Annotated in this window: 27 protein-coding genes and 1 pseudogene; 15 read left to right on the top strand and 13 right to left on the bottom strand. The window is 59.5% G+C overall.

Annotated features, from left to right (window positions below; all coding sequences use genetic code 11):
• Positions 1–4 precede the first annotated feature (4 nt).
• On the bottom strand, positions 5–1,390 hold the full coding sequence (locus GKR99_12700) for an IS1182 family transposase (protein ID NKB28359.1): 1,386 nt from the start codon (positions 1,388–1,390) through the stop codon (positions 5–7).
• Positions 1,391–1,440: 50 nt separating this feature from the next.
• On the opposite strand from GKR99_12700, the gene GKR99_12695 reads away from it, so the two are divergent.
• The 7 genes from GKR99_12695 (at position 1,441) to GKR99_12665 (ending at position 7,063) form a co-directional block, all read left to right on the top strand.
• Positions 1,441–2,136, top strand: coding sequence for a homocysteine S-methyltransferase (locus tag GKR99_12695; protein NKB28358.1), 696 nt, complete (start codon positions 1,441–1,443; stop codon positions 2,134–2,136).
• Positions 2,137–2,288: 152 nt separating this feature from the next.
• Positions 2,289–2,855, top strand: a complete 567-nt coding sequence (locus GKR99_12690) for a hypothetical protein (GenBank protein ID NKB28357.1) — start codon at positions 2,289–2,291, stop codon at positions 2,853–2,855.
• A gap of 57 nt (positions 2,856–2,912) precedes the next feature.
• Complete coding sequence (locus tag GKR99_12685) at positions 2,913–3,473, top strand: GNAT family N-acetyltransferase (GenBank protein ID NKB28356.1); 561 nt, start codon at positions 2,913–2,915, stop codon at positions 3,471–3,473.
• An 86-nt stretch (positions 3,474–3,559) separates the two neighbouring features.
• Entirely contained in the window at positions 3,560–4,234 is a 675-nt protein-coding gene (locus GKR99_12680) for a TIGR02453 family protein (GenBank protein NKB28355.1), read from the top strand.
• A 303-nt stretch (positions 4,235–4,537) separates the two neighbouring features.
• On the top strand, positions 4,538–5,419 hold the full coding sequence (rpsB, locus tag GKR99_12675) for a 30S ribosomal protein S2 (GenBank protein NKB28354.1): 882 nt from the start codon (positions 4,538–4,540) through the stop codon (positions 5,417–5,419).
• Positions 5,420–5,501: 82 nt separating this feature from the next.
• The gene (locus tag GKR99_12670) at positions 5,502–6,380 is read left to right on the top strand and encodes an elongation factor Ts (protein ID NKB28353.1); all 879 of its coding nucleotides are present in this window, start codon (positions 5,502–5,504) and stop codon (positions 6,378–6,380) included.
• A 245-nt stretch (positions 6,381–6,625) separates the two neighbouring features.
• Positions 6,626–7,063 carry a hypothetical protein gene (locus tag GKR99_12665; GenBank protein NKB28352.1) on the top strand — a complete coding sequence of 146 codons (438 nt, stop codon included), beginning with the start codon at positions 6,626–6,628 and terminating at the stop codon, positions 7,061–7,063.
• A 114-nt stretch (positions 7,064–7,177) separates the two neighbouring features.
• Here GKR99_12665 and maiA read toward each other — a convergent pair whose 3' ends face one another.
• The 5 genes from maiA to GKR99_12640 are packed head-to-tail and all read right to left on the bottom strand — an operon-like array spanning position 7,178 to position 12,152.
• Positions 7,178–7,813, bottom strand: a complete 636-nt coding sequence (gene maiA, locus GKR99_12660; protein NKB28351.1) for a maleylacetoacetate isomerase — start codon at positions 7,811–7,813, stop codon at positions 7,178–7,180.
• A complete protein-coding gene (locus GKR99_12655; protein ID NKB28350.1) occupies positions 7,806–7,994 on the bottom strand; it encodes a DUF2783 domain-containing protein in 189 nt (62 codons plus the stop codon). Before GKR99_12655 ends, maiA begins: the two co-directional genes overlap by 8 nt.
• Positions 7,991–9,541 carry an FAD-dependent oxidoreductase gene (locus GKR99_12650; GenBank protein NKB28349.1) on the bottom strand — a complete coding sequence of 517 codons (1,551 nt, stop codon included), beginning with the start codon at positions 9,539–9,541 and terminating at the stop codon, positions 7,991–7,993. Before GKR99_12650 ends, GKR99_12655 begins: the two co-directional genes overlap by 4 nt.
• On the bottom strand, positions 9,541–10,794 hold the full coding sequence (fahA, locus tag GKR99_12645) for a fumarylacetoacetase (GenBank protein NKB28348.1): 1,254 nt from the start codon (positions 10,792–10,794) through the stop codon (positions 9,541–9,543). Before fahA ends, GKR99_12650 begins: the two co-directional genes overlap by 1 nt.
• A complete protein-coding gene (locus GKR99_12640; GenBank protein ID NKB28347.1) occupies positions 10,791–12,152 on the bottom strand; it encodes a homogentisate 1,2-dioxygenase in 1,362 nt (453 codons plus the stop codon). The genes fahA and GKR99_12640 overlap by 4 nt, the downstream gene beginning before the upstream one ends.
• Before the next feature lie 66 nt (positions 12,153–12,218).
• On the opposite strand from GKR99_12640, the gene GKR99_12635 reads away from it, so the two are divergent.
• The 6 genes and pseudogenes from GKR99_12635 to GKR99_12610 all read left to right on the top strand — a co-directional run bounded on the left by GKR99_12635 (position 12,219) and on the right by GKR99_12610 (position 16,342).
• Positions 12,219–12,653, top strand: coding sequence for a MarR family transcriptional regulator (locus tag GKR99_12635; protein ID NKB28346.1), 435 nt, complete (start codon positions 12,219–12,221; stop codon positions 12,651–12,653).
• 132 nt (positions 12,654–12,785) lie between these two features.
• Entirely contained in the window at positions 12,786–13,166 is a 381-nt protein-coding gene (locus tag GKR99_12630) for a hypothetical protein (GenBank protein ID NKB28345.1), read from the top strand.
• Between the two features lie 198 nt (positions 13,167–13,364).
• A complete protein-coding gene (locus GKR99_12625; GenBank protein ID NKB28344.1) occupies positions 13,365–13,709 on the top strand; it encodes a hypothetical protein in 345 nt (114 codons plus the stop codon).
• A gap of 475 nt (positions 13,710–14,184) precedes the next feature.
• Positions 14,185–14,826 carry a hypothetical protein gene (locus GKR99_12620; GenBank protein NKB28343.1) on the top strand — a complete coding sequence of 214 codons (642 nt, stop codon included), beginning with the start codon at positions 14,185–14,187 and terminating at the stop codon, positions 14,824–14,826.
• An 86-nt stretch (positions 14,827–14,912) separates the two neighbouring features.
• A complete protein-coding gene (locus GKR99_12615) occupies positions 14,913–15,086 on the top strand; it encodes a hypothetical protein (GenBank protein NKB28342.1) in 174 nt (57 codons plus the stop codon).
• Between the two features lie 297 nt (positions 15,087–15,383).
• Positions 15,384–16,342: pseudogene (locus GKR99_12610) on the top strand (IS630 family transposase).
• A 951-nt stretch (positions 16,343–17,293) separates the two neighbouring features.
• Here GKR99_12610 and GKR99_12605 read toward each other — a convergent pair.
• Genes GKR99_12605 through GKR99_12595 form a run of 3 tightly spaced genes read right to left on the bottom strand, consistent with a single transcriptional unit; the run spans position 17,294 to position 20,120 of the window.
• Positions 17,294–18,322 carry an alginate lyase gene (locus GKR99_12605; protein ID NKB28341.1) on the bottom strand — a complete coding sequence of 343 codons (1,029 nt, stop codon included), beginning with the start codon at positions 18,320–18,322 and terminating at the stop codon, positions 17,294–17,296.
• Entirely contained in the window at positions 18,319–19,257 is a 939-nt protein-coding gene (locus tag GKR99_12600) for a hypothetical protein (GenBank protein NKB28340.1), read from the bottom strand. The genes GKR99_12605 and GKR99_12600 overlap by 4 nt, the downstream gene beginning before the upstream one ends.
• A 17-nt stretch (positions 19,258–19,274) precedes the next feature.
• Entirely contained in the window at positions 19,275–20,120 is an 846-nt protein-coding gene (locus tag GKR99_12595) for an IS3 family transposase (GenBank protein ID NKB28339.1), read from the bottom strand.
• On the opposite strand from GKR99_12595, the gene GKR99_12590 reads away from it, so the two are divergent.
• Both GKR99_12590 and GKR99_12585 read left to right on the top strand, forming a co-directional pair.
• On the top strand, positions 20,103–20,390 hold the full coding sequence (locus tag GKR99_12590; GenBank protein ID NKB28338.1) for a transposase: 288 nt from the start codon (positions 20,103–20,105) through the stop codon (positions 20,388–20,390). The two genes, GKR99_12595 and GKR99_12590, sit on opposite strands and share 18 nt — an antisense overlap.
• Positions 20,336–21,232, top strand: coding sequence for an IS3 family transposase (locus GKR99_12585; protein NKB28337.1), 897 nt, complete (start codon positions 20,336–20,338; stop codon positions 21,230–21,232). The genes GKR99_12590 and GKR99_12585 overlap by 55 nt, the downstream gene beginning before the upstream one ends.
• A 67-nt stretch (positions 21,233–21,299) precedes the next feature.
• On the opposite strand, the gene GKR99_12580 is transcribed toward GKR99_12585, so the two are convergent.
• Genes GKR99_12580 through GKR99_12565 form a run of 4 tightly spaced genes read right to left on the bottom strand, consistent with a single transcriptional unit; the run spans position 21,300 to position 24,358 of the window.
• Positions 21,300–21,587, bottom strand: a complete 288-nt coding sequence (locus GKR99_12580; protein ID NKB28336.1) for a transposase — start codon at positions 21,585–21,587, stop codon at positions 21,300–21,302.
• Between the two features lie 39 nt (positions 21,588–21,626).
• Positions 21,627–23,438 carry a hypothetical protein gene (locus tag GKR99_12575; protein ID NKB28335.1) on the bottom strand — a complete coding sequence of 604 codons (1,812 nt, stop codon included), beginning with the start codon at positions 23,436–23,438 and terminating at the stop codon, positions 21,627–21,629.
• Positions 23,439–23,450: 12 nt separating this feature from the next.
• Positions 23,451–24,113 carry a hypothetical protein gene (locus GKR99_12570; GenBank protein NKB28334.1) on the bottom strand — a complete coding sequence of 221 codons (663 nt, stop codon included), beginning with the start codon at positions 24,111–24,113 and terminating at the stop codon, positions 23,451–23,453.
• A complete protein-coding gene (locus GKR99_12565) occupies positions 24,110–24,358 on the bottom strand; it encodes a hypothetical protein (GenBank protein NKB28333.1) in 249 nt (82 codons plus the stop codon). The genes GKR99_12570 and GKR99_12565 overlap by 4 nt, the downstream gene beginning before the upstream one ends.
• Between the last annotated feature and the right edge of the window lie 56 nt (positions 24,359–24,414).

Below are 24,414 nucleotides of genomic sequence, written 5' to 3'. Positions count from 1 at the left end.
CTGATCAGGCTTTGCGCGTTTGCTGCGGTGCAGGAAAGATCTTTGCCAGTTTGCGAAGGTTTTGGGCAGTGGCGGCGAGCAGGAATTCGTCATTTGCGCCGCATGGTCCACGTAATCGGAGCCGTCCCAGGCCGAGAATGCGCTTGAGGTGGGCAAAGAGCATTTCGACCTTCTTCCGGAGCTTCACCGAGATCTTGTATTGCGGCGTTTTGGCGATTGCGCGGGCGATGTCGCGAGCGTCCTCATGTTCCTCACGGGTGATCTTACGGGCGTCGGCATTCGGGCAGCACTTCGGCTTGGAAGGACAGGATTGGCAGGTGTGCTTCAGCGCTTGGTACTTGGCCACGCCCTTGCCGGTTGGGCCGCGATTGGGGTCGGAGTAGTTTCGGCGGAACTGCTTCAGAGCCTCGCCTTCCGGGCAGATGTATTGATTGTTCTCGGCATCCCATTCGAAGTCAGCTCGGGACCAGGTGCCATCGGTGCGCCCGGCTTTGTCGAAGACCGGGATGTGCGGTGCGATCTTTTCACCCACCAGCCATCCGAGCATGGGTCCCGATCCGTAGGCGGTGTCGGCGATCAGCCGTTCGGGATGAAGATCGAAGCGCTCTTTGGCCCGCTTCAGCATCGTCTTGGTTGACCCCACCTCGGCTTGACGGATCGACCGTGTCGCTTCCACGTCGACGATGACACCATGATCGGTATCGATGAGATAGTTGTCGGAGTAGGCAAAAAATGCGGGACCCTTACGCGCCGCCGTCCACTGGCTGGCTGGGTCGGAATAGGACGTGAACTTTGGCTCGACCGGTGTCGCTGCTCCGAATGCGGCCTCATCCAGAGTGTCGAGATACTCGCGGACCGCGCGGGGTGCAGCGTCTGCATCGATCCGCGCAATGTCCCATTCTTCCTTTGGCGCAGAGTACTGCTTGTTGGCATCCGCCTCGATCAAGCTGGCATCGACGGCCAGGCGCTGACCGCTGACGAGACCTTCGGCGATGCATCGCGCGACCGTGGTCTCGAAGAGATGGCGCAGCAGCTCACTCTCGCGGAACCGACCATGCCGGTTCTTTGAAAAGGTCGAGTGATCCGGCACCCGATCGGCCAGGTCGAGCCGACAAAACCACCTGTACGCGAGGTTCAAGTGTACCTCTTCACAGAGCCGCCGCTCGGACCGGATGCCGAAGCAGTAACCGACGATCAGCATCCGGATCAGCAGTTCAGGATCGATCGAAGGACGACCGGTGTGGCTGTAGAAATCGGCAAGATGGGCGCGGATGCTGCTCAGATCGACGAAACGATCAATCGATCGCAGCAGGTGATCTTGCGGGACATGGTCTTCCAGCGAGAACTCATAGAACAGCGCCGCCTGTGCTTCCTGCCTCGGTCCCATCATGGCTGATCCTCCCGCTTGTTGAGAGGATTGAATCAGCGCCATAGCCCTCGATCAAGCAGGAGTTTTTCAACAAAATTCGCCTGAACCGGGACGCCGTGGCCTTTGCCGCGCAGACGCGCGACAAATGGGCCGCACGCGTGCCCAATATCGCCATCAACGGCTGCATTGGCCCGGCAGGCGACGGCTATGCACCCGACACCATGCTGACGCCCGAGGCGGCCCAGCTGATCCACGCTCCGCAAATCAACCAGCTTGCGAAATCGGGCGCGGACTTCATCGGCGCGCTGACCATCACCCACACCGGCGAAGGCATCGGTATTGTGCGTGCCGCACAGGCCGCCGGGATGCCGGTCGTGATCTCTTACACGGTGGAAACCGACGGGCGTTTACCCTCGGGTGAAAAACTGGCCGAGGCGATTGAACGCACGGATGATGAAACCGGCAATGCACCGATCTATTACATGATCAACTGTGCCCACCCGGATCACTTCCGCGACGCGCTGACCAAGGGCGAGGGCTGGGTGAACCGCATCGGCGGCCTGCGGGCCAATGCCTCGCGCCTGTCGCACGCAGAACTGGACGTCTGTGTGGAACTGGACGACGGCAACCCGACCGAGTTCGGGGACCTGCACGCCGAACTGGCGACCATGCTGCCCAACCTGCGGGTGATCGGCGGTTGCTGCGGATCGGATGCGCGTCACGTCGGATGCGTCAGCCACCACCTGCACAAGCGTCAGGCCGCCTGAGGTCGGCTGACCCACGACTGACGCGAAACCAGACGCGCGGCCCGAACCCCAGTCGGCCTTTGGCCGAACGGGCCGCACGAACCGGGCCGGGTGTCCCCAGACATCCGGCCCACCCCAAAACGACCAAACCCCTAAAACAAAACGGAAAACCCATGAAACTGTTGCAGCTTGCGGCGCCAATCCTGGCGACCGCCCTATCAACCGCTGCCTTCGCAGCCCCGGCCATCAGCACCTTCGAGGTGGCCGAGGATCACACCCGCTTTGCCTTTGCACCCGCCCCGGTGTTCGACGACGGCATGCCCGCCCACGGCAACCCGTTTGTCACGCAGGGCTATATCTATCCTGCAGGGACCCTGTCCGAAGGCGTCAGCGGCACGCTGGAAGATGGCAGCCCGGCGTTCCCCGACAAGGTGCTGGGCACCTGGACCTGCGATGGCTGGTTTGTCGGTGACGGCGCGCATGCCGAAACCGGCGCATGGCTTATCAGCCGTCAGGTCTATGACTTTGGCGACGGGGGGCTGTTCATCTCGCAAGGGCCGGAACTCGTCGATCAGGGCGTTGCCGTTGCCCGCGCAATCACCGGCGCAACCGGCAACTTCATGGACCATGACGGTGTGCTGCATCAGACTCTGATCGGGTTCAACGAGCATATGGGTGCGCAAGCAACGATGGAGATCGCCGTGATCGCCGGCACAGCCGCGGACTCGAAGGACTACTGAGCAATCGCCGGGCGCGCGCGCCGCGCCCGGCACTTACGCCGAACACAGGAGGCAATAATGCCGACAATACGCCCAGCCACCCGCGCCGACGCCCCGCATCTGGCCCAGCTTGTGAATATCGCGGGCGAGGGGATGCCCCTGACCATCTGGTCCGGCATGACCGGACCGGGCGGTGATGTCTGGAAAACCGGGGCCGCGCGCGCGGCCCGTGATGACGGCGGGTTCTCCTGGCGCAATGCGCTGATTGCCGAAGTAGATGGCCACGTGGCCGCAGCGCTGGTGGCTTATGTCACCCAACCCGAACCGTTGGACGACGATACCCCGGCGATGTTCCGCCCGCTGATCGAGTTAGAGAACCTCGCGCCCGGCACACTCTATATCAACGTTCTGGCGACCTACCCGGCGTTTCGCGGCATCGGGTTGGGCACAGCGCTGATGGCTGCTGCCGGGCAACGTTGTGCCGGGAAGGCCCAAAGCCTGATCGCCGCCAGCGGCAACACAAGGGAAAGGGCGCTTTATCAACGGCTGGGGTTTCATGACGTTGCGCGAAGGCCCGCCGTGGCCACGGACGGCTGGACCACCGCGCATGGTGCGTGGATTCTGATGCGGCGGGACTGACATCTGCTGACACATTCTGTCAGGAGGGGTCCTTTGCGAACCGCGGTGCGCGTGCGAAGATCGCCCCCTCAGTTCGGAGGCACCCCATGACCGGATTCACACCAGACACATTCGCCTTTCTGGCAGACCTGCAAGCCAACAACACCCGCGACTGGTTCGAAGATAACCGCGACAGGTATGAAGCGCACTGGCGCGCCCCTGCGCTGGATTTCATTGCCGCACAGGCGGACCCGATGTCGAAGCTGACGCCGAAATTGAAGGCAGAACCGAAGCTGAACGGTTCGCTAAGGCGCATCAACCGCGACACAAGGTTTTCAAAGGACAAGACCCCCTATAGCCCCAGCCTGCACATGATATTCTGGGCCGGGGATCACCCGGACCGGTCTGCGGGCATGCATTTTGTGTTGCACCCGGACTCGGTTGGATACGGGGCTGGGCGCTGGGGCTTCGATGGGGCCACTCTGACAAGCTATCGCAACCGCATCGTCAAAAAGGCCGATGGCGACGAGTTGATCGCCGCGTTGGATCAGGCGGCCACCGTTGGCTGCACGACGGATGATCCGGCATTGGCGCGGGTTCCGAAGGGGTTCGAAGCGGAAGGCCGCCGCGCCGAGCTGCTGCGCCACAAGGGCATGGTTGCCCGCACCATGGGCGACGGCGCGGACCCCTCCGTCATTCAGGGGGCAGGGGCCACCGACTGGGCGATGGATGTCACGCGCGCCCTGATGCCATTGATTGGCTGGGTACACGAGTTACCCTGATCCGGGGCAGGGCCACCCGATTGAATATCGGACGGTTCGTGGCCGCGGGCAATGGCCAGAGGTCGCTGCCACTCAGGACCTCGCCAAAAGAATATCTGTGATGATTATCTAGAAGCATAAGAAGGCGAATTCTGTGCCGTCATGCCCGTACCGCAAGGGCTTGCAATCCCCCGGGGGTCGGTCTAAACGCCGCCTCACATCACAGGCGGGGTTGGGCCGATGGGGGAGACATCCCCAAAGGTCCGCCGGTTGGGCGCAAGTCTCAAAACCCCCGCCGAGGTAGAAACCGGAAAGGATATTGGCATGGGCCTCCCTGATTTTTCCATGCGTCAGCTTCTTGAAGCTGGCGTTCACTTTGGACACCAGACGCAGCGCTGGAACCCCCGCATGGGCGAGTTCATTTACGGCGACCGCAACGGCATCCACATCCTCGACCTGACGCAAACCGTTCCGCTTCTGGACACCGCGCTGAACGTGGTACGTGACACGGTCGCCAAGGGCGGGCGCGTTCTGTTCGTCGGTACCAAGCGTCAGGCACAGCGCCCGGTCGCAGAAGCGGCTGAGAAATGCGCGCAATACTATATGAACCACCGCTGGCTGGGTGGCACGCTGACCAACTGGAAAACCGTTTCCCAGTCGATCGCGCGCCTCAAGTCCTATGACGAGCAAATGGCCGAAGGCGTTGAAGGCCTCACCAAGCGTGAGCGTCTGGGCATGGAGCGTGAGCAGGCGAAACTGCAAGCCTCGCTGGGTGGCATTCGCGAAATGGGCGGCGTGCCGGACCTGTTGTTCGTGATCGACGTGAACAAAGAAGACCTGGCCGTTCTGGAAGCCAAGAAGCTGGGCATCCCGGTGATTGCGGTGGTCGATACCAACTGTTCGCCCGATGGCGTGGATCACATCATTCCGGGCAACGACGACGCAGCCCGCGCTATCGCGCTTTACTGCGATCTGGTGGCCCGCGCCGCCCTTGACGGGATGAGCGCGCAATTGGGTGCCGCAGGCGTTGACGTTGGTGCGTTGGAAGACGCCGCCATGGAAGAAGCGGCTGCAGAAGACGCGGCGGCGGCTGACAATGCGGCGGCGGCTGAAGCCCCGGCAGAAGAAGCCCCCGCTGCGGAAGCTTCCGGCGAAGACGCCCCCAAGGCCGAAGACGCCCCCGCCGAGGCAGACGCCAAGGCCTGATCGGCCCAACGGCCCGGCTGACAATTTCGGGTGCGCAAACGCGCACCCGACCGCTTTTGATTTTTAACAGGAGGATGATCCCATGGCGATCACTGCTGCACAGGTAAAAGAACTCCGCGACAGCACAGGCGCGGGCATGATGGACGCCAAGAAGGCGCTGACCGAAAATGACGGGGACATGGACGCCGCCGTTGACTGGCTGCGCACCAAGGGCCTGGCCAAGGCGGCCAAGAAATCGGGCCGCACCGCAGCCGAAGGGCTGGTCGCGGTCAAAACCGACGGCGGCACCGGCGTCGCGGTCGAGGTGAACTCGGAAACCGACTTCGTGGCCAAGAACGCTGAGTTTCAGCAGATGGTCGGCACCATCGCTGGGCTGGCCATGAACGTGGACTCGGTCGAAGCGCTCTCCGGAACCGACGTCGGCAACGGCAAACCGGTGTCCGAGATGATCACCGACAAGATCGCCACCATCGGCGAAAACCTCAGCCTGCGTCGGATGCAGAAGATCGGCGGCGGCAAAGTCGTCAGCTATGTCCACAACGCGGCCACCGGCGGCATGGGCGGGATCGGTGTCCTTGTGGCCTTCGACGGCGACGACACCGGCGTGGCACGCCAGATCGCGATGCATGTTGCTGCCGCCAACCCGGCAGCCCTGGATGAGGCGGCACTGGACGCAGATTTCGTTGCCCGCGAACGCCAGGTCCTGACCGAGCAGGCCCGTGAAAGCGGCAAGCCCGAAGCAGTAATCGAAAAGATGATCGACGGGCGGATGAAGAAATTCTACGCCGAGAACACGCTTCTGGGGCAGGCGTTCGTTGTGAACCCTGACCTGACGGTCGAGGCTGCCGCCAAAGACGCCGGTATCACCGTCACCGGCTTCGTCCGCATGGTCGTTGGCGAAGGGATCGAGAAAGAAGCCGATGATTTCGCGGCCGAAGTTGCCGCTCTGAACAAGGGCTGAAGACGCGAAAAAATCTCAGAGGAAAGGCGCGGCCCGAAAGGTTCCGCGCCTTTTTTTTCGCACCCAACACCTCTTCTCGTTGAAAATATCCTCAGGGGTCTGGGGCAGAATGCCCCAGCCACCGCCCCCGGCAAGGATCCTTGGGATTTCATATCCCAAGGCCCCGGCCTGAAGTTTTTTGAACCATCCCGCCGCCCGCTCCGACGTACAGGCAATCGAAACCTGAAACTTACCGGAGCCACCCAATGTCCCGCATCCTCTCTCTCGTCGTTGCCGCTGCAATTTCATCAGCGACCGCCCCCACCGCACAGGCCGGGTTCGACCTGATCCCCGGCAATGGCGCCTCGAACTCCAAAGTCGTCTTCGTCAACACCGAACTGACGCCGGTTGCGACCGGTGACGGCACCTGCAAGGTGGTCGCCAAGACGGTTGTGCGCACCAGCAAGCCAAACACCTGGCTGAAATATGTCGTGGTCGACAGCTATGGCCATAAAAGCGCTGTGAAAACGGCCAAGACCGAAGGCAACAAGATCGCCATTCTGACCGACCATTGGGAGATTCCGAACGCCCCGGGCCTAGATGTCGGTTGGGTTCAGATCGCCGGCACCGCGCCGATCTTCATCTCGGACCGTGAAGTCTACAAGATGAACTGCATGACACCCATCGAGGGCATCAAAGGCTGAACGCGCATAAGCGGCAGGCAGGCGGCGCGCACCCATCGGGGGCCGCGTCGTTTGCTGTTTGCGTGATAAGGAAGAATGCCTCCGGCGGGGATATTTATGGGTCAATGATGGCTATCAGGGGCTCGCAGCCTCTGGCGCTGCAGCGGCGAAAGCCGGGTGTCGGGCGCAGGCGTTCCGCGCAGCCTGGATACGTGAGAGGGCGGTGGTATCGATGCCCCACCGGTCGGCGTTATATAGCTGTGGGATCAGGCAGATATCGGCCAATGTTGGTGTGTTGCCGCAACAATAGGGGGTTTGTTCGAAGGCACTTAACAGGCTTTCGAACGCGGCCAGTCCCGGCGTGATGCCCTCGGTCATCCAATGCCGTTTGGCAGCATCCTGATCATCCGCACCCCGACAGGCGCGGTTGGCCACGCTGAGGTTGCAGACCGGGTGAATATCGATCGCGATGATCATTGCCGCCGCGCGTATTCTGGCCCGGGTTTCTGCATCACCCGGAAGCGCCTTCAAGCCGCGTACCTCAGCAAGATATTCGATTGTCGCCAATGATTGAGTGAGGCGAATGCCGTCGATGTCCAGAACCGGCACCAGGCCTTGCGGATTGCGGCCAAGATGCTCGGGCGACTTGTGCTCGGCGCGGGTCAGATCCACCGGAATACGGCGATACGCGATGCCCGCAAGGTTCAGGGCAATGCGAACCCGGTACGCCGCCGAGCTGCGCGCGTAATCGTATAGGATGACATCACTCATCCATCGTCGCAGCTTCCGCGATCACCGAAATGACCCGATCCGCATTGCCCACCTCGTTTGCAAGCATCAGAACCAGACGCGCGTTCAGCGCCGCGCTTTCGGCATCGGATCGGTCGGTATGGGCATCCATCAGCGCCTGGTAAACATCGTCACTGCGCGCACCCAGGGGGGCATTGGTCATGTCATCGCTCCTTCAGCGCGGGCCAGGGCCTGGGTAATCTGCGCCGGTTTCGGGTCGCGAAAAGCGGCGGCAACATGCCCGTCGGGGCGCAGCAGATAGGTCAAGCCGTCGCCGTAACGCGTGATTGATGTCGGGTCGGTTGCGTGAATGCTGCGCAGGTTACCCAGCGTGACGGGGCGCGCGCCGCCGACGCTTAGCCGGGTGAATTCGCCCTGCGCCGCCTCGATCAGCCAGCCGCCTTGGTGGGGCGCATCAACCATCGCGGCACCCGGATGCACCGGGGCCTCGCCCGGTGTGGTCAGCGCGCTGTCGAGTGTGCACGGCAGCGACAAGCGGCCTGCGTTGATCAGGCGGCGCGCGAATGGATGGGATTTGGCAAGGCGCAAAACCTCGTTGCGGAAAGTGGCCTCGGTTGCGGATTTCGGGGTCATGAAGTTGGTCGTGCGGGCCGAGTTCAAGATATTCTCATCCGCGGCCTGCACCCGTTCGGTGTTGTAGCTTTCGATCAGCGCCGGATTGCCACCGTTCAGGACGGCCGCCAGCTTCCATCCCAGGTTGTCGACATCCTGAATGCCGCCATTGCCGCCACGCGCGCCGAACGGGCTGACCACATGGGCGCTGTCGCCGACGAATATCACGCGGCCATGGACGAACCGGTCCAGCCTGGCACAGCGGAACCGATAGATGCTTTTCCAGTCGAGCGTGAACGGCACATCACCGACCACGGCGCGGATGCGGGGCAAGACTTTGTCGTCGGCCAGTTCCGCCTTCACGTCGGCGTCCGGGCCCAGTTGCAGATCAATGCGATAGATGTTGTCGGGCTGCTTGTGCAGCAGCGCCGACTGACCGTTGTGGAAATCCGGTTCGAACCAGAACCAGCGTTCGGGCGCGTCGGTTTCAAACGGTGATTGCGCCATTTCGACGTCGACGATCAGGAAGTTCTCATCGAATTCCTGCCCGACAAAAGGCAGATCCACGCGCCGCCGCGTGGGTGAGGGCGCCCCGTCACATGCAAGGGCATAGGCAGCCTCAATTTCATATTCTCCATCAGGGGTTTCGATGCATAACTTTACGTGATCAGTCAGGTCTTGATGATCCGTCACCTTGTTCAGGAATCGCAGGTCGATCAGATCTGGAAATTCGCCCGCGCGTTCGACCAGATATTGTTCGACGTAATATTGCTGAAGATTGATGAAGGCGGGATATTTGTGCCCTGATTCCGGCAGCAAATCGAACTCATAAACCTGCCTGCGCCCATGAAACACGCGCCCCACCTGCCAGGTCACGCCCTTGGCCAGCATGCGTTCCCCCACGCCAAGGCGGTCGAAAATCTCGAGCGTGCGTTTGGCCCAGCAGATCGCGCGCGACCCGACCGAGATGACGTTGTTATCGTCCAGCACGACCGAGGGCACCCCCCGTGTCGCAAGATCAATCGCCATGGCCAGACCAATCGGTCCGGCCCCGATGATGGCGACCTGATGCCGGGGTTCGGGCCCCGACAATCCGGGCGGCAGCGTGAATTCAAATTCTGGGTAGTCGTAGCGCATCAGCCCTCAAACTCCACGGCGGGCAATATCGTGCCGGAGCAATCGCCAAAGCCAATGCGGAACCCATCGCCCTGCGCATGCCCGCGCAGCGACAGCGTGTCGCCGTCTTCGATGAAGGTACGGGTTTCGTCGCCCAGCGTGATCGGGTTTTGGCCGCCCCAGGTCACCTCCAGCAGCGATCCGAAACTGTCCGGGGTTGTCCCCGAAATCGTCCCGGACCCCAGCAGATCGCCCACGTTCATCGCACAGCCAGACGACGCGTGATGCGCCAGTTGCTGCGCGGCGGAATAATACATCGTGGCATAGTTCGTGCGGCTGATCACCTGCGGCTGGCCGCCTTCGGTCTGTATTGTGACAGATAAATCAATATCATACAGCATCGGCGCCGTTTCGCGCAGATGCGGCAGAAGTGGTGTTTCACGCTGGGGCGTGGGTGTGCGAAACGGTTCCAACGCGGCGGCGGTGACAATCCAGGGGCTGATCGAGGTTGCAAATGCCTTGGCCTGAAACGGGCCGAGCGGCTGATACTCCCACGCCTGAATATCGCGCGCCGACCAGTCGTTCAGCAGGACATAGCCAAAGATCATCGCAGCCGCCTGGGCCACGGTGACGGGCTGTCCCATGCGGTTGGGCGTGCCAACGATGGCACCCATTTCCAGTTCGATATCCAGGCGGCGGCTGGGGCCGAAAACCGGCATGTCTTCACCGGCCGGTTTCCTTTGCCCAAGCGGGCGGTGAATATCCGTTCCGCTGACCACCACTGTCGAGGCACGTCCGTTATACCCGATCGGGATATGCAGCCAGTTCGGGGGCAGGGCGTTTTCGGCACCCCGAAACATCGTGCCGACATTGGTGGCATGGTTCCGGCTGGCGTAGAAATCCGTGAACTCGCTAACCGCGAAGGGCATCGCCAGCCGGGCGCCATGGCACGGCACCAGATAGCTTTCCAATTCCGGCTGCATTGCAGAGCCGGTGGAAAGCGCAGCGATCAGAAATGCCCGGAAGTTCGCCCAGACATCCGGCCCTAACCCCATGAAATCATTCCATAATCCATCAACGAAGATCAGGACCTCGGGCAGTTCCAGAAGCCAATCCGCCTCCAGCGCGGAAACGTCCAGAATGCAATCGCCAATGGCCACGCCGCAGCGCAGGTCGCCCTGGGCGCTGACGAAGGACCCATAGGGCAGATTGTTCAGCGGAAACGGGCCGTCGGGATCATTCGCGCCGGGCACCCAACTTTCGATCAAACTCATTTGGGGTCCTTTGTGCCGTCAAATTTCTTGCCAAGCCCCGCCCAGCAATCCACATAATCGTCCTGCATGGGGGCACCTTTCGCTGCAAATTCAGTGAGATGTTGTGGAAACCTCGTCTCGAACATGAAGGACATGGTATTGGCCAGGAAGGCGGGTTCCATCGGCTCGTTCGAGGCTTTTTCAAATGCCGGTCCGTCCGGGCCGTGGGGCAGCATCATATTGTGCAACGACATGCCGCCCGGAACGAAGCCTTCGGGCTTGGCATCATAGATTCCGTGAATGTTTCCCATAAGTTCCGACATGATGTTCTTGTGATACCACGGCGGGCGGAACGTATCCTCGGCCACCATCCAGCGGTCGCGGAACAGCACGAAGTCGATGTTCGCGGTCCCCTCTACGCCAGAGGGTGCCGTCAGAACGGTGAAAATCGACGGATCCGGGTGATCGAACAGGATCGCCCCGACCGGGCTGAAGGTCTTCAGATCGTATTTGCAGGGCGCGTAGTTGCCATGCCACGCCACAACATCCAGCGGAGAATGCCCGATCTGTGTCTCGTGAAATTGCCCGCACCATTTGATGACCACGCGGGATGGGGCGTCGCAGTCCTCGAACGCGGCCACTGGCGTTTTGAAGTCGCGGGGATTTGCAAGGCAGTTAGCCCCAATCGGGCCACGGTTCGGCAGATCAAACTTCGCGCCATAGTTTTCGCAAACGAAGCCACGTGCCGGCCCGTCGACCAGTTCGACCCGAAACAGCATGCCACGGGGCAGCACTGCAATTTCCTGCGGGTCCAGATCGATGACACCCATTTCCGTGCAGAACCGTAAACGTCCTTCCTGAGGAACGATCAGTAACTCACTATCAGTGCTATAGAAATACTCATCCACCATCGACGCGTTGATCAGATAGATATGCGCCGCCATGCCGACCTGGGTGTTCACATCCCCCGCAGTGGTCATCGTGCGCATTCCGGTCAGGAACGTCAGCTTTTCGTCCGAATGAGGCACCGGATCCCAGCGATATTGGCCCAGCGAGGCTGCATCAGGGTCCACATGCGGCGCGGTCGCCCAATACGGCAGATCGATACGCGAAAACCGCCCCACATGACGCACCGATGGGCGGATGCGGTAACACCAGGTCCGCTCATTCTCGCCCCTTGGGGCGGTGAATGGCGTACCGGACAGTTGTTCTGCGTAAAGCCCATAGGCGCATTTTTGCGGCGAATTTCGTCCCTGCGGCAGGGCGCCCGGCAAAGCCTCGGTCTCGAAATCATTGCCGAAACCCGGCATATAACCGGGCAGGGTGCCTGCATGGTGCGGGGCAATTGTCAGGGCAGGGGCGTCAGGTTGATCTTTCATCGGATCCTCCGGGGTTTGCCCCGTCCTAATAGTTGCGTTTGTAACTAACAAGCGCTACCTGACCCTATGGACGATTTCGATTTACAGAATTTCCTGCCTTATCTGCTGAACCAGGCGGCCGAGGCGACAAGTCGCGAGTTTCAGCAATACTACCGCGACCGGTATGACCTGTTGCGCACGGATTGGCGGGTGCTGTTCCATCTGGGGCGTTACGGGGCGATGACGGCAAGCGACGTCGGCGCCCGCGCCAATGTTCACAAAACCAAAATCAGCCGCGCCGTTCAACGGTTGGAGGGTAAACGGATGCTGCTGCGCGCCCAGGACACGGCAGACCGGCGGCGCGAAACACTGACGTTGTCGCCGCTTGGGCAAAGGGCTTTTGCCGATCTGGAACGGCAGGCCCGGGATTACGATGCGCGGTTGCTTACCGGCCTAAGCGGCGAGGATGGCGAGAAGCTGCGCAGGCAGCTTCGTGCACTGGCAGCACAGAAAACAAGCTAATTTCCGCACAAATCATGCCCCTACGTCAGCGCGTTTTGCACAAAAACCTTTGAACCTTAACAATCGTTAACACGACTAATTTTCCGTGGGCGCGGGTCAACCGCGCATAGTTCAAGGAAAAGGAGAGTTCCCATGAATAAATTTGCAGCAGTCGCATTGGCCGCCATGATATCAACACCAGGCGCGTCCATTGCTCAATCTTTCGACGTCCCGTTCAACGGCAATTTCGGCCGATTCCACTATTGGTGTGCCGTCGGCCAGGAGGTGATCAGAAACGGGTTTCCCGTGACGACGATGATCTACCGGACGTCACCGATGCACAGGTCCGCCGGGCAGGGCATGTCCTTCACGCTCGACGGCGGCAGCACCGGTCCCTGGAACGCGTTCCCGGCATATGCTGCGGCGAACATGTGCCATGAGGGCAACGGACAGAACGACGAAGAGCGGCGCGAATATGGCGACGATTACGAAGGTGGAGGTTTCCTCAACACGATAATCTCTATCTTCGACTGATAAATACGCTTCGTCCAGTAACTTAATGAAATGGCTCGGGTAACTCCCCGGGCCATTTCTCGTTTGATTGGCGGTTTCATGCCCGGGTGGCGGCAATTCGCCGAATCTGAACCCTCGGTGAACCCAATCCGTTCATGGCCGACTTACAGGCAGGCAAGGCACAAACGCCTTTCGCCAAAACCCAAACGGAGAAGACCAATGACCCGACTTACTCTTGCTTTTCTGGCTGCATTGGCAGCAACGACCGGCACCGCAAGTGCTGCTACGCTGGTTGGCAACACAATTGACGTGGAGTTCAACCACAATTTCGCGCGCGTCGACTATTGGTGCGCCGCAGGCGCCGCCGTCATCAGCGCCGGCGAACCCGTTGACACAATGATCTATCGGACGTCACCCGCGCATCGCTCTGCCGGTGAAGGCATGTCGTTTTCGCTGGATGGCAATATTCAAGGCCCATGGAACAGTTTCACGGCACATCGGGCCGCAAACATGTGCGGTGGTACATCTGGTGCAGCGCCATTCCGTCGGCTTGTTGATTTCTGATTGGCTGCTCAGAAACCTCCTGCGTCTGAATGGGTGCAGGAGGTTCGTTTCTTAACGGATACACTTCACTATTGTTAACATAATACTGATTATGCGATAATGGAGCCATCAAGAGGAGCACACTACCCTTAAGTGCGACTTCTGATGTGCCGCAGATTGATAATCTCTCGGGAGTTATGGCGAATTTGATCACCCGGCTCATGGGTGGACGCCTGCGCAGATCGGCAACTGGACGATCATCGAAGGCGCCAAGCAGCGAGTCTGCCAGGAGACGAATTAGCACTACATCTACTCCACCCTGGCAGAAAGGCACCGTCGAAAACGCCAACGGTAGAGCGCGAAGATGGTTGCCGAGTTGCGCTCCGTCGGCGGTCTCTCTTCGAAGTGTAATTACCCTAGGGATTTCACCTATTCCCATCGTACCGTCTGTTTCTTAGGGCGTATAACCACTTTGTTCGGCCTATAGGAGCCTCCGATGTTCGAGATCGTTTCGCCAACCATTTTGTTTGGGTTTTGCACCATATGGCTGGCTGCCGCGATGACTCCTGGCGCCAATGTTGCCTTCACCGTCTCCATCTCAAGTCGGTATGGATTTCGTGCAGGGCTCGCCTGTGCAGCCGGTTTCGTGACTGGCATCGTTGTTTACGCCCTTATTGTAGCCTTCGGGCTGGGCTTAATATCACAGTGGTTTGGTCAATTTCTAGCGATCATGCGCTGGGTCGGCGTGGCCTACTTGATCTGGCTTGCACTCAGGATCTGGAACGCGCCGGGAGCAGGTTCAACCGCAAGGAATGTCCCAAAACCGAGTTTTTGGCGGATTTTGACTCAAGGTGTACTGATTTCTCTTACGAACCCCAAAGCGATGATCTTTGTTGCGGTGGTCGTTCCTCAAGCAGTGGATGTTTCGCGCCCAGCGATGCCGCAATTGTTGGTTCTGGTAATCGCCGCGTCCGCAATGTCGTTTATTGCGCACAGCATTTATTCGACGCTTGGCTACCTGCTTGGTCGCGCAGTTCCATCCGAAAAGGCCGGAGTTTGGGTCAACCGTTTGATCGCATCGATTCTGATCGTCGGCGCGGTAGGCTTGTCGGTTGCGACCTTGCCGCAGAACTTGTGAAGGCGCCCATTGACCGCTGCTTAACCACCAACGAGGCATGGCTGATCGTTTCATGCCTTTATTTAGGCGGTCCTATTCGAGGTTCCTTGACCTCGATTGCGACCTTTCTTTGCTCCGTTACTGGAAACCATATTCTGGCTGATTGTGTTGAAAAACTCCGAAATCAGAGCGTCGCGGATTTCTTGCGAAAACCTATGAAGCGAAATAGTCGGAAAGCTTTGACCACGAGACAGCGCATGGCTGCGCGTGAGCGCATGTAGGCGATTTGGGCCGACCCCCGCGCCAAAAATTTAGGATCGGGCTGCATGGAAAGAAAAATCATCGTTCAGGCCCTAAAACGGAGTTTTTCAACACAATCGGCTGCTTCCGGACCTCGGATGCATCGCCGCAACTTTGCTCTTCGCGCAATCCATCTGCGCTCACGACCCTGAATGGAGATCCAGATCTTTCCTTTGATGCCAAAAGGTGTTGGCCTAAAGCGTTTCGGCTTGAACCTGAATCGCGAGGGATTCCCTTGAGACCTGATCTGTGATTCATCCTGTTTGGGAGGATGGATCATGTCAGCACCTTTGCCATCTGCGCTTCGGATACGGTTTCAGAGATACATTGAAGAAGGGTTGAGCGGGCGCGCGGCGGCGTTGCGGTTGAAGCTGTCGCCTGCCACAGGCGCGCGGTGGGCGCGTCAGGTGAGGATGAAGGGTCATGCGGAACCTGCCCGGCAGGGACCGCCGCGCGGCAAGGGAAAGCTGGCTCCGCATCGGGAATTCTTTGAGGAGTTGATCGCACAAGACCCTGACATCACGCTCTTTGAGTTGCGTAATGCGCTGGCCGATGCAGAGGGTGTGCGGGTGCATCACTCCTCCATCGCCAACCTTCTGTCCCGGCTCGGCTTCACGTACAAAAAAAGTCGCTGGTCGCAACCGAGCGCCGCCGCGCCAAGGTAAGGCAGCAACGGGCCGACTGGTTCAGATACCGCTCGCCAGCCATTGCGACCTTTCCTGAGCGCGTTGTCTTTATTGACGAAACCGCAGTGAAGACAAACCTCACGCGCCTACGCGGCAGAGCCAAGCGCGGTAAGCGCCTGACGATGGATGCGCCCTTCGGAAGCTGGGGAACCCAAACCTTGATCGCGGGCCTGACCCAAGGCGCGCTGATCGCACCTTGGGTCATCAAGGGAGCGATAGATGGCCCCGCCTTCGCGGCCTACATCCGCGAAGTGCTGGTCCCCGAGATCAACCCCGGCACTGTCGTCATTCTCGACAACCTGGCAACCCACCGGAATAAGGAGGCGACGCAGGCTTTACGCAATCACGGCTGCTGGTTCCTTTACCTGCCACCGTACTCGCCCGACCTGAATCCCATCGAGCAGGCCTTCTCTAAACTGAAAGCCCATTTGCGACGGATCGGGGCCAGGTCCTTTACCCAGGTCTTCGAAGCAATCGGAGCAATCTGCGATCTCTACGACCCAGTAGAATGCTGGAACTACTTTAAGGCCGCCGGATATGTCTCAGGTTAATGTCGAAACGCTTTAGTTAATGTATTCTTCTTTGGGCGAACACGGAGTAGTTCTCCTTCTAATGCTCGGATTTCATCCCTGTAGTCTCCTAAAAGGAGCACATTTCCTATTGACGACATTCCTGTAGGTAGTGAAGCTTCAGCTTCGATGTCCCGGTCCGACTGCGCGACGCTTGCATAGGCGTAAAAGAAAAAAATCAAAGTAAGAAAATGGCGAAAAATACTACTCAAGGAAGCCCCCATCAATACACGAACAATTCAAATAGGTCATAAGCTCTTAACTATAAAGTGGTCTCGAAAACAGCCCGGACGAAATTTCTATTTCTTTGGACTCTTTAGTTAACAAGTAGAAGCCGCAAAGTCACGAGAAATGTTGTCAAGCCATGATGATCAGTAACACTATCTCAGATTTCGTGTAGCTCGAATAATTGCTACTGAGCCGATTGTGTTGAAAAACTCCGAAATCAGAGCGTCGCGGATTTCTTGCGAAAACCTATGAAGCGAAATAGTCGGAAAGCTTTGACCACGAGACAGCGCATGGCTGCGCGTGAGCGCATGTAGGCGATTTGGGCCGACCCCCGCGCCAAAAATTTAGGATCGGGCTGCATGGAAAGAAAAATCATCGTTCAGGCCCTAAAACGGAGTTTTTCAACACAATCGGCCAAAGGCATTCTGTCGCAGCTGGGTAACGAAACGACGTTAGAGCGGACCATCGCAAACCTCGCAACAATTGAAACATTGGGCTCTTTTGACACCTTCGCCGCCATTGGCCTAAAGGATCGCTTCCCCTGCCCCGCAAAGGCAGCCAAAGCTGCGATCAGTGAAATATTCGCCCTTGTCAGCTATCGTTACCGTCGACGCATTTGGCGACACTTCTGCTTTGCTCACCCAGTGGCATGTCTGGAAGATAACAACGACACCCCTCAATCCACAAACGCCGCCCCAGATGGCGTCACCCCTTTGCACCCCACAGCAGCGTTTGCAGGCCGCCGAGTTTTGAATGGCCGAGGGTGTCGAAATCTGACACCAGGCGGCGCAGGTCCGGGTTTTCGATGAACGACAAATAGGCCACCGCCCAGGCGACTTCGAAGGCGCGCAGAGTCTCGTCACCCGTGGAATAGCTTTGCAGCGCACCCGCGTGGGTCGTCACCAGATCCGGATTGTCGATGGCGGCTACGGTGAAATCCACGGCGCGTGGTATCGCGCGTTCGCAAGCCTCGAACAGTTCAAACCCCGCGTCGTGCAGCAAGGCGGCCGTCACCACCAGAGGGCCGATTGCATGCAACTGATAATGCAGCGCCAGCGGTCCGCGTTCCATTTCGCGCGGCAGGCTGCCGTCGGGTGCTGCATCGCAGGCCACGCGCAGCGCCGACCAGGCGGCCCAATGTTGCAGATCCTCGGCCCCCAGCGTCAGCCCGATCCGCGCAACGGCGACTGCGGCCCAGGCGCGCAGGTTGTTGCGGCTGGCCTTGGGCGGTGCATCGCGATCCCAATAAGCGATCATCTGGTCGGCCCGGCGCCGCAACCAGGCATCGATTGCGCCTCTCTGCGCATCATCGCTTAGCATCGAGCGGACCGAGGCATAGGCAAACGCCATCCCGGCGATGCGGCTGGGCGACGACATATGCGCATTGGGCGTTTCCAGCGCGCTAAGGGCATCCGCCTGCGCCCATTCCGCCAGCGCATCACCGACACAAGCCGCATGCGCAGACGCCTCAGCCGGTTCTTTCAACGCCATGTTAGAGGCTTTCGCCAGGGCCGAGATGAAGGCGTCGACAGGATTCAGCGCCGCATTGACGCCCGCGTTGCTGGCCGGGTCGATGTCTGATCGTGTGCGGCTGTCATCGGTATAGCGGCTGCCGTGGTCCAGCGACACGACCGGTTCGGGGATCACGAAACATTCGACCGACGCAATCGCCGGGCTGGCGCAGAGGCATGCGCCAAGGGCGGCGATGGTCAGGCCCCCTGCCCGCGTGTTCATTGCGTCACCTCGGGGCGCAGCGCCAGCGACTGCGTCAGCATCTGCGCGGTTTCGTCGCCAGCGTCGGCGGCGCGGGCCAGCCAGGTCTGGGCTTCTTCGCGCGACGGGTCGGTTCCGATCCCGAAGGCCAGCGCCTGCGCCAAATCCACCATCGCAGGCACATCGCCCAGCTCTGCGGCCCGTGCAAACCATTCGGTCGAAGCGGCCACATCGGTTGCCGATCCCGCATCCGTCCGCATGATCCACGCCAGTTCGCGCATCGCCACCGGATGCCCGGTAAGCGCCGACTTTTCATACAGCGCGCGCACGTCGATCTGTTCGGCGGCCAGCATCCTGATTTCCGGTTCTTCCAGCGCCAGCCGCGCCAATGCGTGCGGCACATCGGGCAGGTTTGATTTCACGATCAGCTCGACAAACAGGTCCGCTGCGCGGCCCGCGTCAAAGCCCGCGCCGCGTGAATTGGCATAGACATTCAGCAATCGGCTGATCGAGGTCAGGTTCCCGCCCGCATGCGCCGTTTCATAATGCGCCATCGCAGCCTCGGCATCGCCCGGTGCGCCGTGGCGGCGCAGATGGTCGCCGATCAGCACGTTGCGCCAGCCGTTGTCCTCTCCCAAAATCTTGGCGACCTCGATCCAGCGATAGAAATCGTCATTGTGCCCAATCTCGCCCAGTACCGAGGCATAGTGGATCGCCTGTTTGAAGTCGCAATCCATGACGGCGATGATCCGGCGCTTGTAGTCCTTAATCTTTGCTGCGTCCTCAAGGTGGCGCAATGCCAGGGTCAGCGCCCAGAAATCACCGCGCGCCTCGATTATCTCTCGGTGCAGTTCGAATACGTCCTTTGCGGTGCCAAGGCCGGTTGGGTCGGCGCGGTGGAGCAAGGCGATGGCTTCGCCCCTGCCCCGTCCGGCCAGCGGCATCAGCAGTTCCAATGCCTCGGCCCGGTTGTCTAGCCCCCAAGTTCTGGGCCATTTCTGATTAGAGTTTCTGGCATTGGTGGTCGCATGTTCAGAGCCTGGTGCGGACGTGTGTGGTTGTACTGCTTAAGCCAATGATTGATGACGATCTGTGCCTGTTTCGTTGTTGTGAACCATTCAGCGTTGAGGATCTCGTGCCGGAGAGTGCCGTTGAACCTCTCGTTGTATCCGTTTTCCCAAGGGGACCCCGGATAGATTCTAATTGGTCGAACACCAACGCGAACCAACCACTCCTGCATCGCCTTGGCTACGAACTCTGGGCCGTTGTCGGAGCGGATATACTCCGGCGTGCCATGGCAGAGGAGCAGCGGATATAGCGCCTCCAGAACATCTTCGGCGCCCATCCTGCTGCGAACTTCCACGGCCAGGGCCTGCCGGGTGTACTCATCCAGAACGGTCAGCATCTTGTAGCTCCGGCCATTGCTGAGCTTGTCGTGAACGAAGTCGATGCTCCAGATGTGGTTCGGATGCGTCGGCCTGAGGCGAATGATCGAGCTGTCCTTGTGATAAAGCCGTCTGCGCTTCCTGTGCCGCTGCGGGAGTTGCAGTCCTTCTTCCTGCCAGAGACGCTCAACCTTCTTATGATTGACCCGCCAGCCCTCGATGCGCAGGAGTTCCGAAACTTTACGATAGCCGTAGCGCCCATATTGCTTGGCCAGGCGGATCAAAGCGAGCCGTAGAGCATCATCGTCTTTTGGCGCGGGTCGATATTGCAGAGAGTTTCGCGCCAGACCGACGACCCGGCTGTCCTTCCCCCCTAAAACTGGGCCACTACATTGGTCTTGAGAGGGGAATATGTAATGGCACGGAAACGGCATTCGGACGAAGATGTATTGAAGCTGCTGCGTGAGATTGAGCTGAAGCTGACGGGAGGAAGTGACGTTGCATCGGCGTGTCGTAGCGTCGGCATCAGCGATGCGACATATTACAACTGGCGGAAACGGTTTGGTGGTATGGGACGGTCGCAGTTGTCGGAGATGCGCAGCCTGGAAAAGGAGAATGGGCGTCTCAAGAAGATCGTCGCTGAGCTTGAATTGGACAAGCTGATCCTCAAAGAAAGCCTGAACTACTTAAAGCCCAGGGCCTGACGACTGGGGAGCTCCGTCAGGCCGTTATTCATACGCGCCAAAAGCTCGCGACCTCGGAGCGGAGGACCTGCCGGGTCGTCGGTCTGGCGCGAAACTCTCTGCAATATCGACCCGCGCCAAAAGACGATGATGCTCTACGGCTCGCTTTGATCCGCCTGGCCAAGCAATATGGGCGCTACGGCTATCGTAAAGTTTCGGAACTCCTGCGCATCGAGGGCTGGCGGGTCAATCATAAGAAGGTTGAGCGTCTCTGGCAGGAAGAAGGACTGCAACTCCCGCAGCGGCACAGGAAGCGCAGACGGCTTTATCACAAGGACAGCTCGATCATTCGCCTCAGGCCGACGCATCCGAACCACATCTGGAGCATCGACTTCGTTCACGACAAGCTCAGCAATGGCCGGAGCTACAAGATGCTGACCGTTCTGGATGAGTACACCCGGCAGGCCCTGGCCGTGGAAGTTCGCAGCAGGATGGGCGCCGAAGATGTTCTGGAGGCGCTATATCCGCTGCTCCTCTGCCATGGCACGCCGGAGTATATCCGCTCCGACAACGGCCCAGAGTTCGTAGCCAAGGCGATGCAGGAGTGGTTGGTTCGCGTTGGTGTTCGACCAATTAGAATCTATCCGGGGTCCCCTTGGGAAAACGGATACAACGAGAGGTTCAACGGCACTCTCCGGCACGAGATCCTCAACGCTGAATGGTTCACAACAACGAAACAGGCACAGATCGTCATCAATCATTGGCTTAAGCAGTACAACCACACACGTCCGCACCAGGCTCTGAACATGCGACCACCAATGCCAGAAACTCTAATCAGAAATGGCCCAGAACTTGGGGGCTAGACACTCCGCTCCGAGGTCGCGAGCTTTTGGCGCGTATGAATAACGGCCTGACGGAGCTCCCCAGTCGTCAGGCCCTGGGCTTTAAGTAGTTCAGGCTTTCTTTGAGGATCAGCTTGTCCAATTCAAGCTCAGCGACGATCTTCTTGAGACGCCCATTCTCCTTTTCCAGGCTGCGCATCTCCGACAACTGCGACCGTCCCATACCACCAAACCGTTTCCGCCAGTTGTAATATGTCGCATCGCTGATGCCGACGCTACGACACGCCGATGCAACGTCACTTCCTCCCGTCAGCTTCAGCTCAATCTCACGCAGCAGCTTCAATACATCTTCGTCCGAATGCCGTTTCCGTGCCATTACATATTCCCCTCTCAAGACCAATGTAGTGGCCCAGTTTTAGGGGGGAAGGACACGGTCCTCCAGCGTGACATCGGGCCCGGACAGCAGAACATCGGCCAGGTACAGCCCCGCCTCGTGTTCGCCGCCCGCCAATGCGTCCCGGTAATACCGCACGGCGCGGGCGCGTTCTTCGGGCGATAGGGCCAGCTTAAGCAGCAGATTGCCACGTGACTGCAACACCCGGTCATAGCGGTCCGCGTAGGCATCCCAGAACGCAACCTGAGTTTCTTCGGCGCCATTGCGTTCTAGCAGCTCCATGAACGAAGCCAGCGCGGTCGGGCGACCATAAAGTGCCTGGGTCTGAAGGATTGCGAAAGTCAGTTCGTCGGTATCTTCGGCCAGATCGGCCATCTCCTCGGGCTTGAACGACAGGGTCTGGGTGCCTGTCGCGGCCTCGATCCCACGCCAGTATTCAGCCTCGACCAGGTTCGGACCGCTGGGGGCCTTGCAGATTGCAAAGCGGCGCAGATCGGCCATCGGGTCGATCATGCCCAGTTGGCTAATCGTATAGATCAGGTCGTCAACGATCCGATAGAAATCGGCGTCCGTTTCTGCGTGGCGCATGCGGATCGCGGACAGCGCCTGGATCGCCTCCCCCTCCTCCAGGGCGGCGGCGCGTTCCAGCAGACGCTCGGCCTCGGCCTCACCAGCCCAACGGCCATCACGTTCCAGCACATTCTGCGCCAGCTTGGTATAGGTCCAGCCCGGCGCGTCAGGCAGTTCGGCCAGCGCCTCAAGCGTTTCGATCAGTTGCGGATGCAGGGCGGGATCAATCTTGCTTTGCTGTTCCAGAAACAGCGACAAGCGGATCAGCCCGGCGCGTTCTGACCCGTCAGCCGCGCGTTGATACAGCGCCAGCGCATGATCCATATCCTGGTCGAGCAATGCGCCAACCTCGTACAAACGACCCAAGGCCAGTTCCGCATAAGGCAGGCCTCCGTCAGCGGCCAAACTCAGGTATTTCAGCAGAACGTCGTTGTCCTTGGCGACCTCTTCCGATCGCATGTGGTATTCGGCCACATTCCAGGCCGCATTCGCATCGCCCAGATCAGCGGCAAAGCGGAACCATTTTTCCGACAGGTCATAGTTCTGCGTGACAATGTCACCATTGCGGAATTCGCGCGCGATCCGCGTGACACGGTCGCAAATCATTGGGTTCAATTGCCCGACCAGCGCGCCAAAGGCCATTGTGATCGCCAGATCAGGCGGCAGATCCCAGCCATCCGGCGCGGCCCCCGCCAGGCTGCGGCGGGACAATTCCAGCAAAGCGTCGGCATTACCGCTGTAGCCTGCGGCGATCATCAATTCCAACCCGCGTTCTTCGTCGCGATCAATTCCGATGCCATCAATCAGATATCCCGCAACCAATGCCTGCAACCGAGGCGAGGTTGACAGATCCGCCTGCATCAATTGTTCGACAAGACGCTGATTGCGTATCTGGTCCAGCCGCCCGCTTGCCACCAGCAGATCAATCATGGCGACGATCTTCGTCGATTCCGAAAAATGCGGATCAATTGTCGGCAGCAATTCGATCATCTGTTCAATGGTGTCCGACCAGGCGCGTGCGTCGATCTCCCGCAATCGGCGAATATCCCGTTTGATCAATTCGGGCGCGCGATCCGGCAAGGATTTTCCATCCCACTTTGACCATTCCGCAATGATCATCTGATCGCCGGAGCGGGTCACGCAGATCGGATCGACATCCAGGATCGGCGGATCGAACACGATATCCGAAGTCGCCGCATTGCCGGATTGCGGCGCGGCCAATAACACCGACAACGCAAGTGCGGCTGCCGTAATCCTGTGCATGTGGTGGCTCATCTACTGTCTCCGAATATTCCGCCGCGCCATTGCGTCAATTGACGTAACGATTGTCCGTGACCGAGGCGGAATAACTCCCCCCGCCCCGCTGAAGATGATGGTGATCCCGGCGCGCCGCTTTAAATCGACGGCATCAACCTGTGCCAACATTTCGTCACCCGACTGCATCTGAAAATCGAGCGTCAATGGCGCCTTCAAGGCAACCGTTGCGGCAGAGTTCGTGGATACCGCGGGGATTGCGACGGCGTTCGCCTGGGGCACGAACAGATCCACAGCCTCCACATCTGAAAGGTTGTAAAACGTCACATCGGCCTGCGCGGGATTGCCGGTCAGATCATCCTCGATCAGCGATCCGGTCCCGTCCGGCCCGACAAGATAGGTATAGAATGTGGCGGGTTCGACCATCTCGGCGACTTCGGTTCCGGCGGCGACGATCTTGACCTCTCCGGGGTCGGTCACGACGTATGGGGTGATCCCGTCTTCGACATCGCGGAACGCCACCGATTGCACCACGGCGACGGTTTCACCCGTCGCAATCACGCGCACGAAGGCGGCGTTTGGGTCTGCCACATCCTCATAAAGACCGCCATCCTGGGTCAGACCGGGGGTCGCCAGAAACAGGAGTGCTGTGGCGCACGGCAGGGTGAATTTCGCAGATTTCATGACGGATCGTCCTTTGTTGTTCGACAGATAGACAGGCTGGCAACATCGCTGACGGGGCGGTCAAACGTGACCTGAACCTCGGCAATGTCATCAGACCAGAGCGACAGAAGTGGTTGATAGAAACGGCCCGTGGCGCGCAGCCGGTCGCCCCGCTGCATGACGGCGCGGCGCCGCACGCCCGAGGATTGGACGAAGCTGAATTCGGCCCGGCGCGCACCGTCCTGACCCAGATTGGCAAAGATCACATCCTCTGGACGAAGCCGGATATCCGCCAGTTCGGCCCGCAGTGTCGTGCCGCCGT

Source organism: Paracoccaceae bacterium (assembly GCA_012103375.1).
Classification (GTDB): domain Bacteria; phylum Pseudomonadota; class Alphaproteobacteria; order Rhodobacterales; family Rhodobacteraceae; genus WLWX01.
This window is presented reverse-complemented; position numbering and strand designations above follow the sequence as displayed.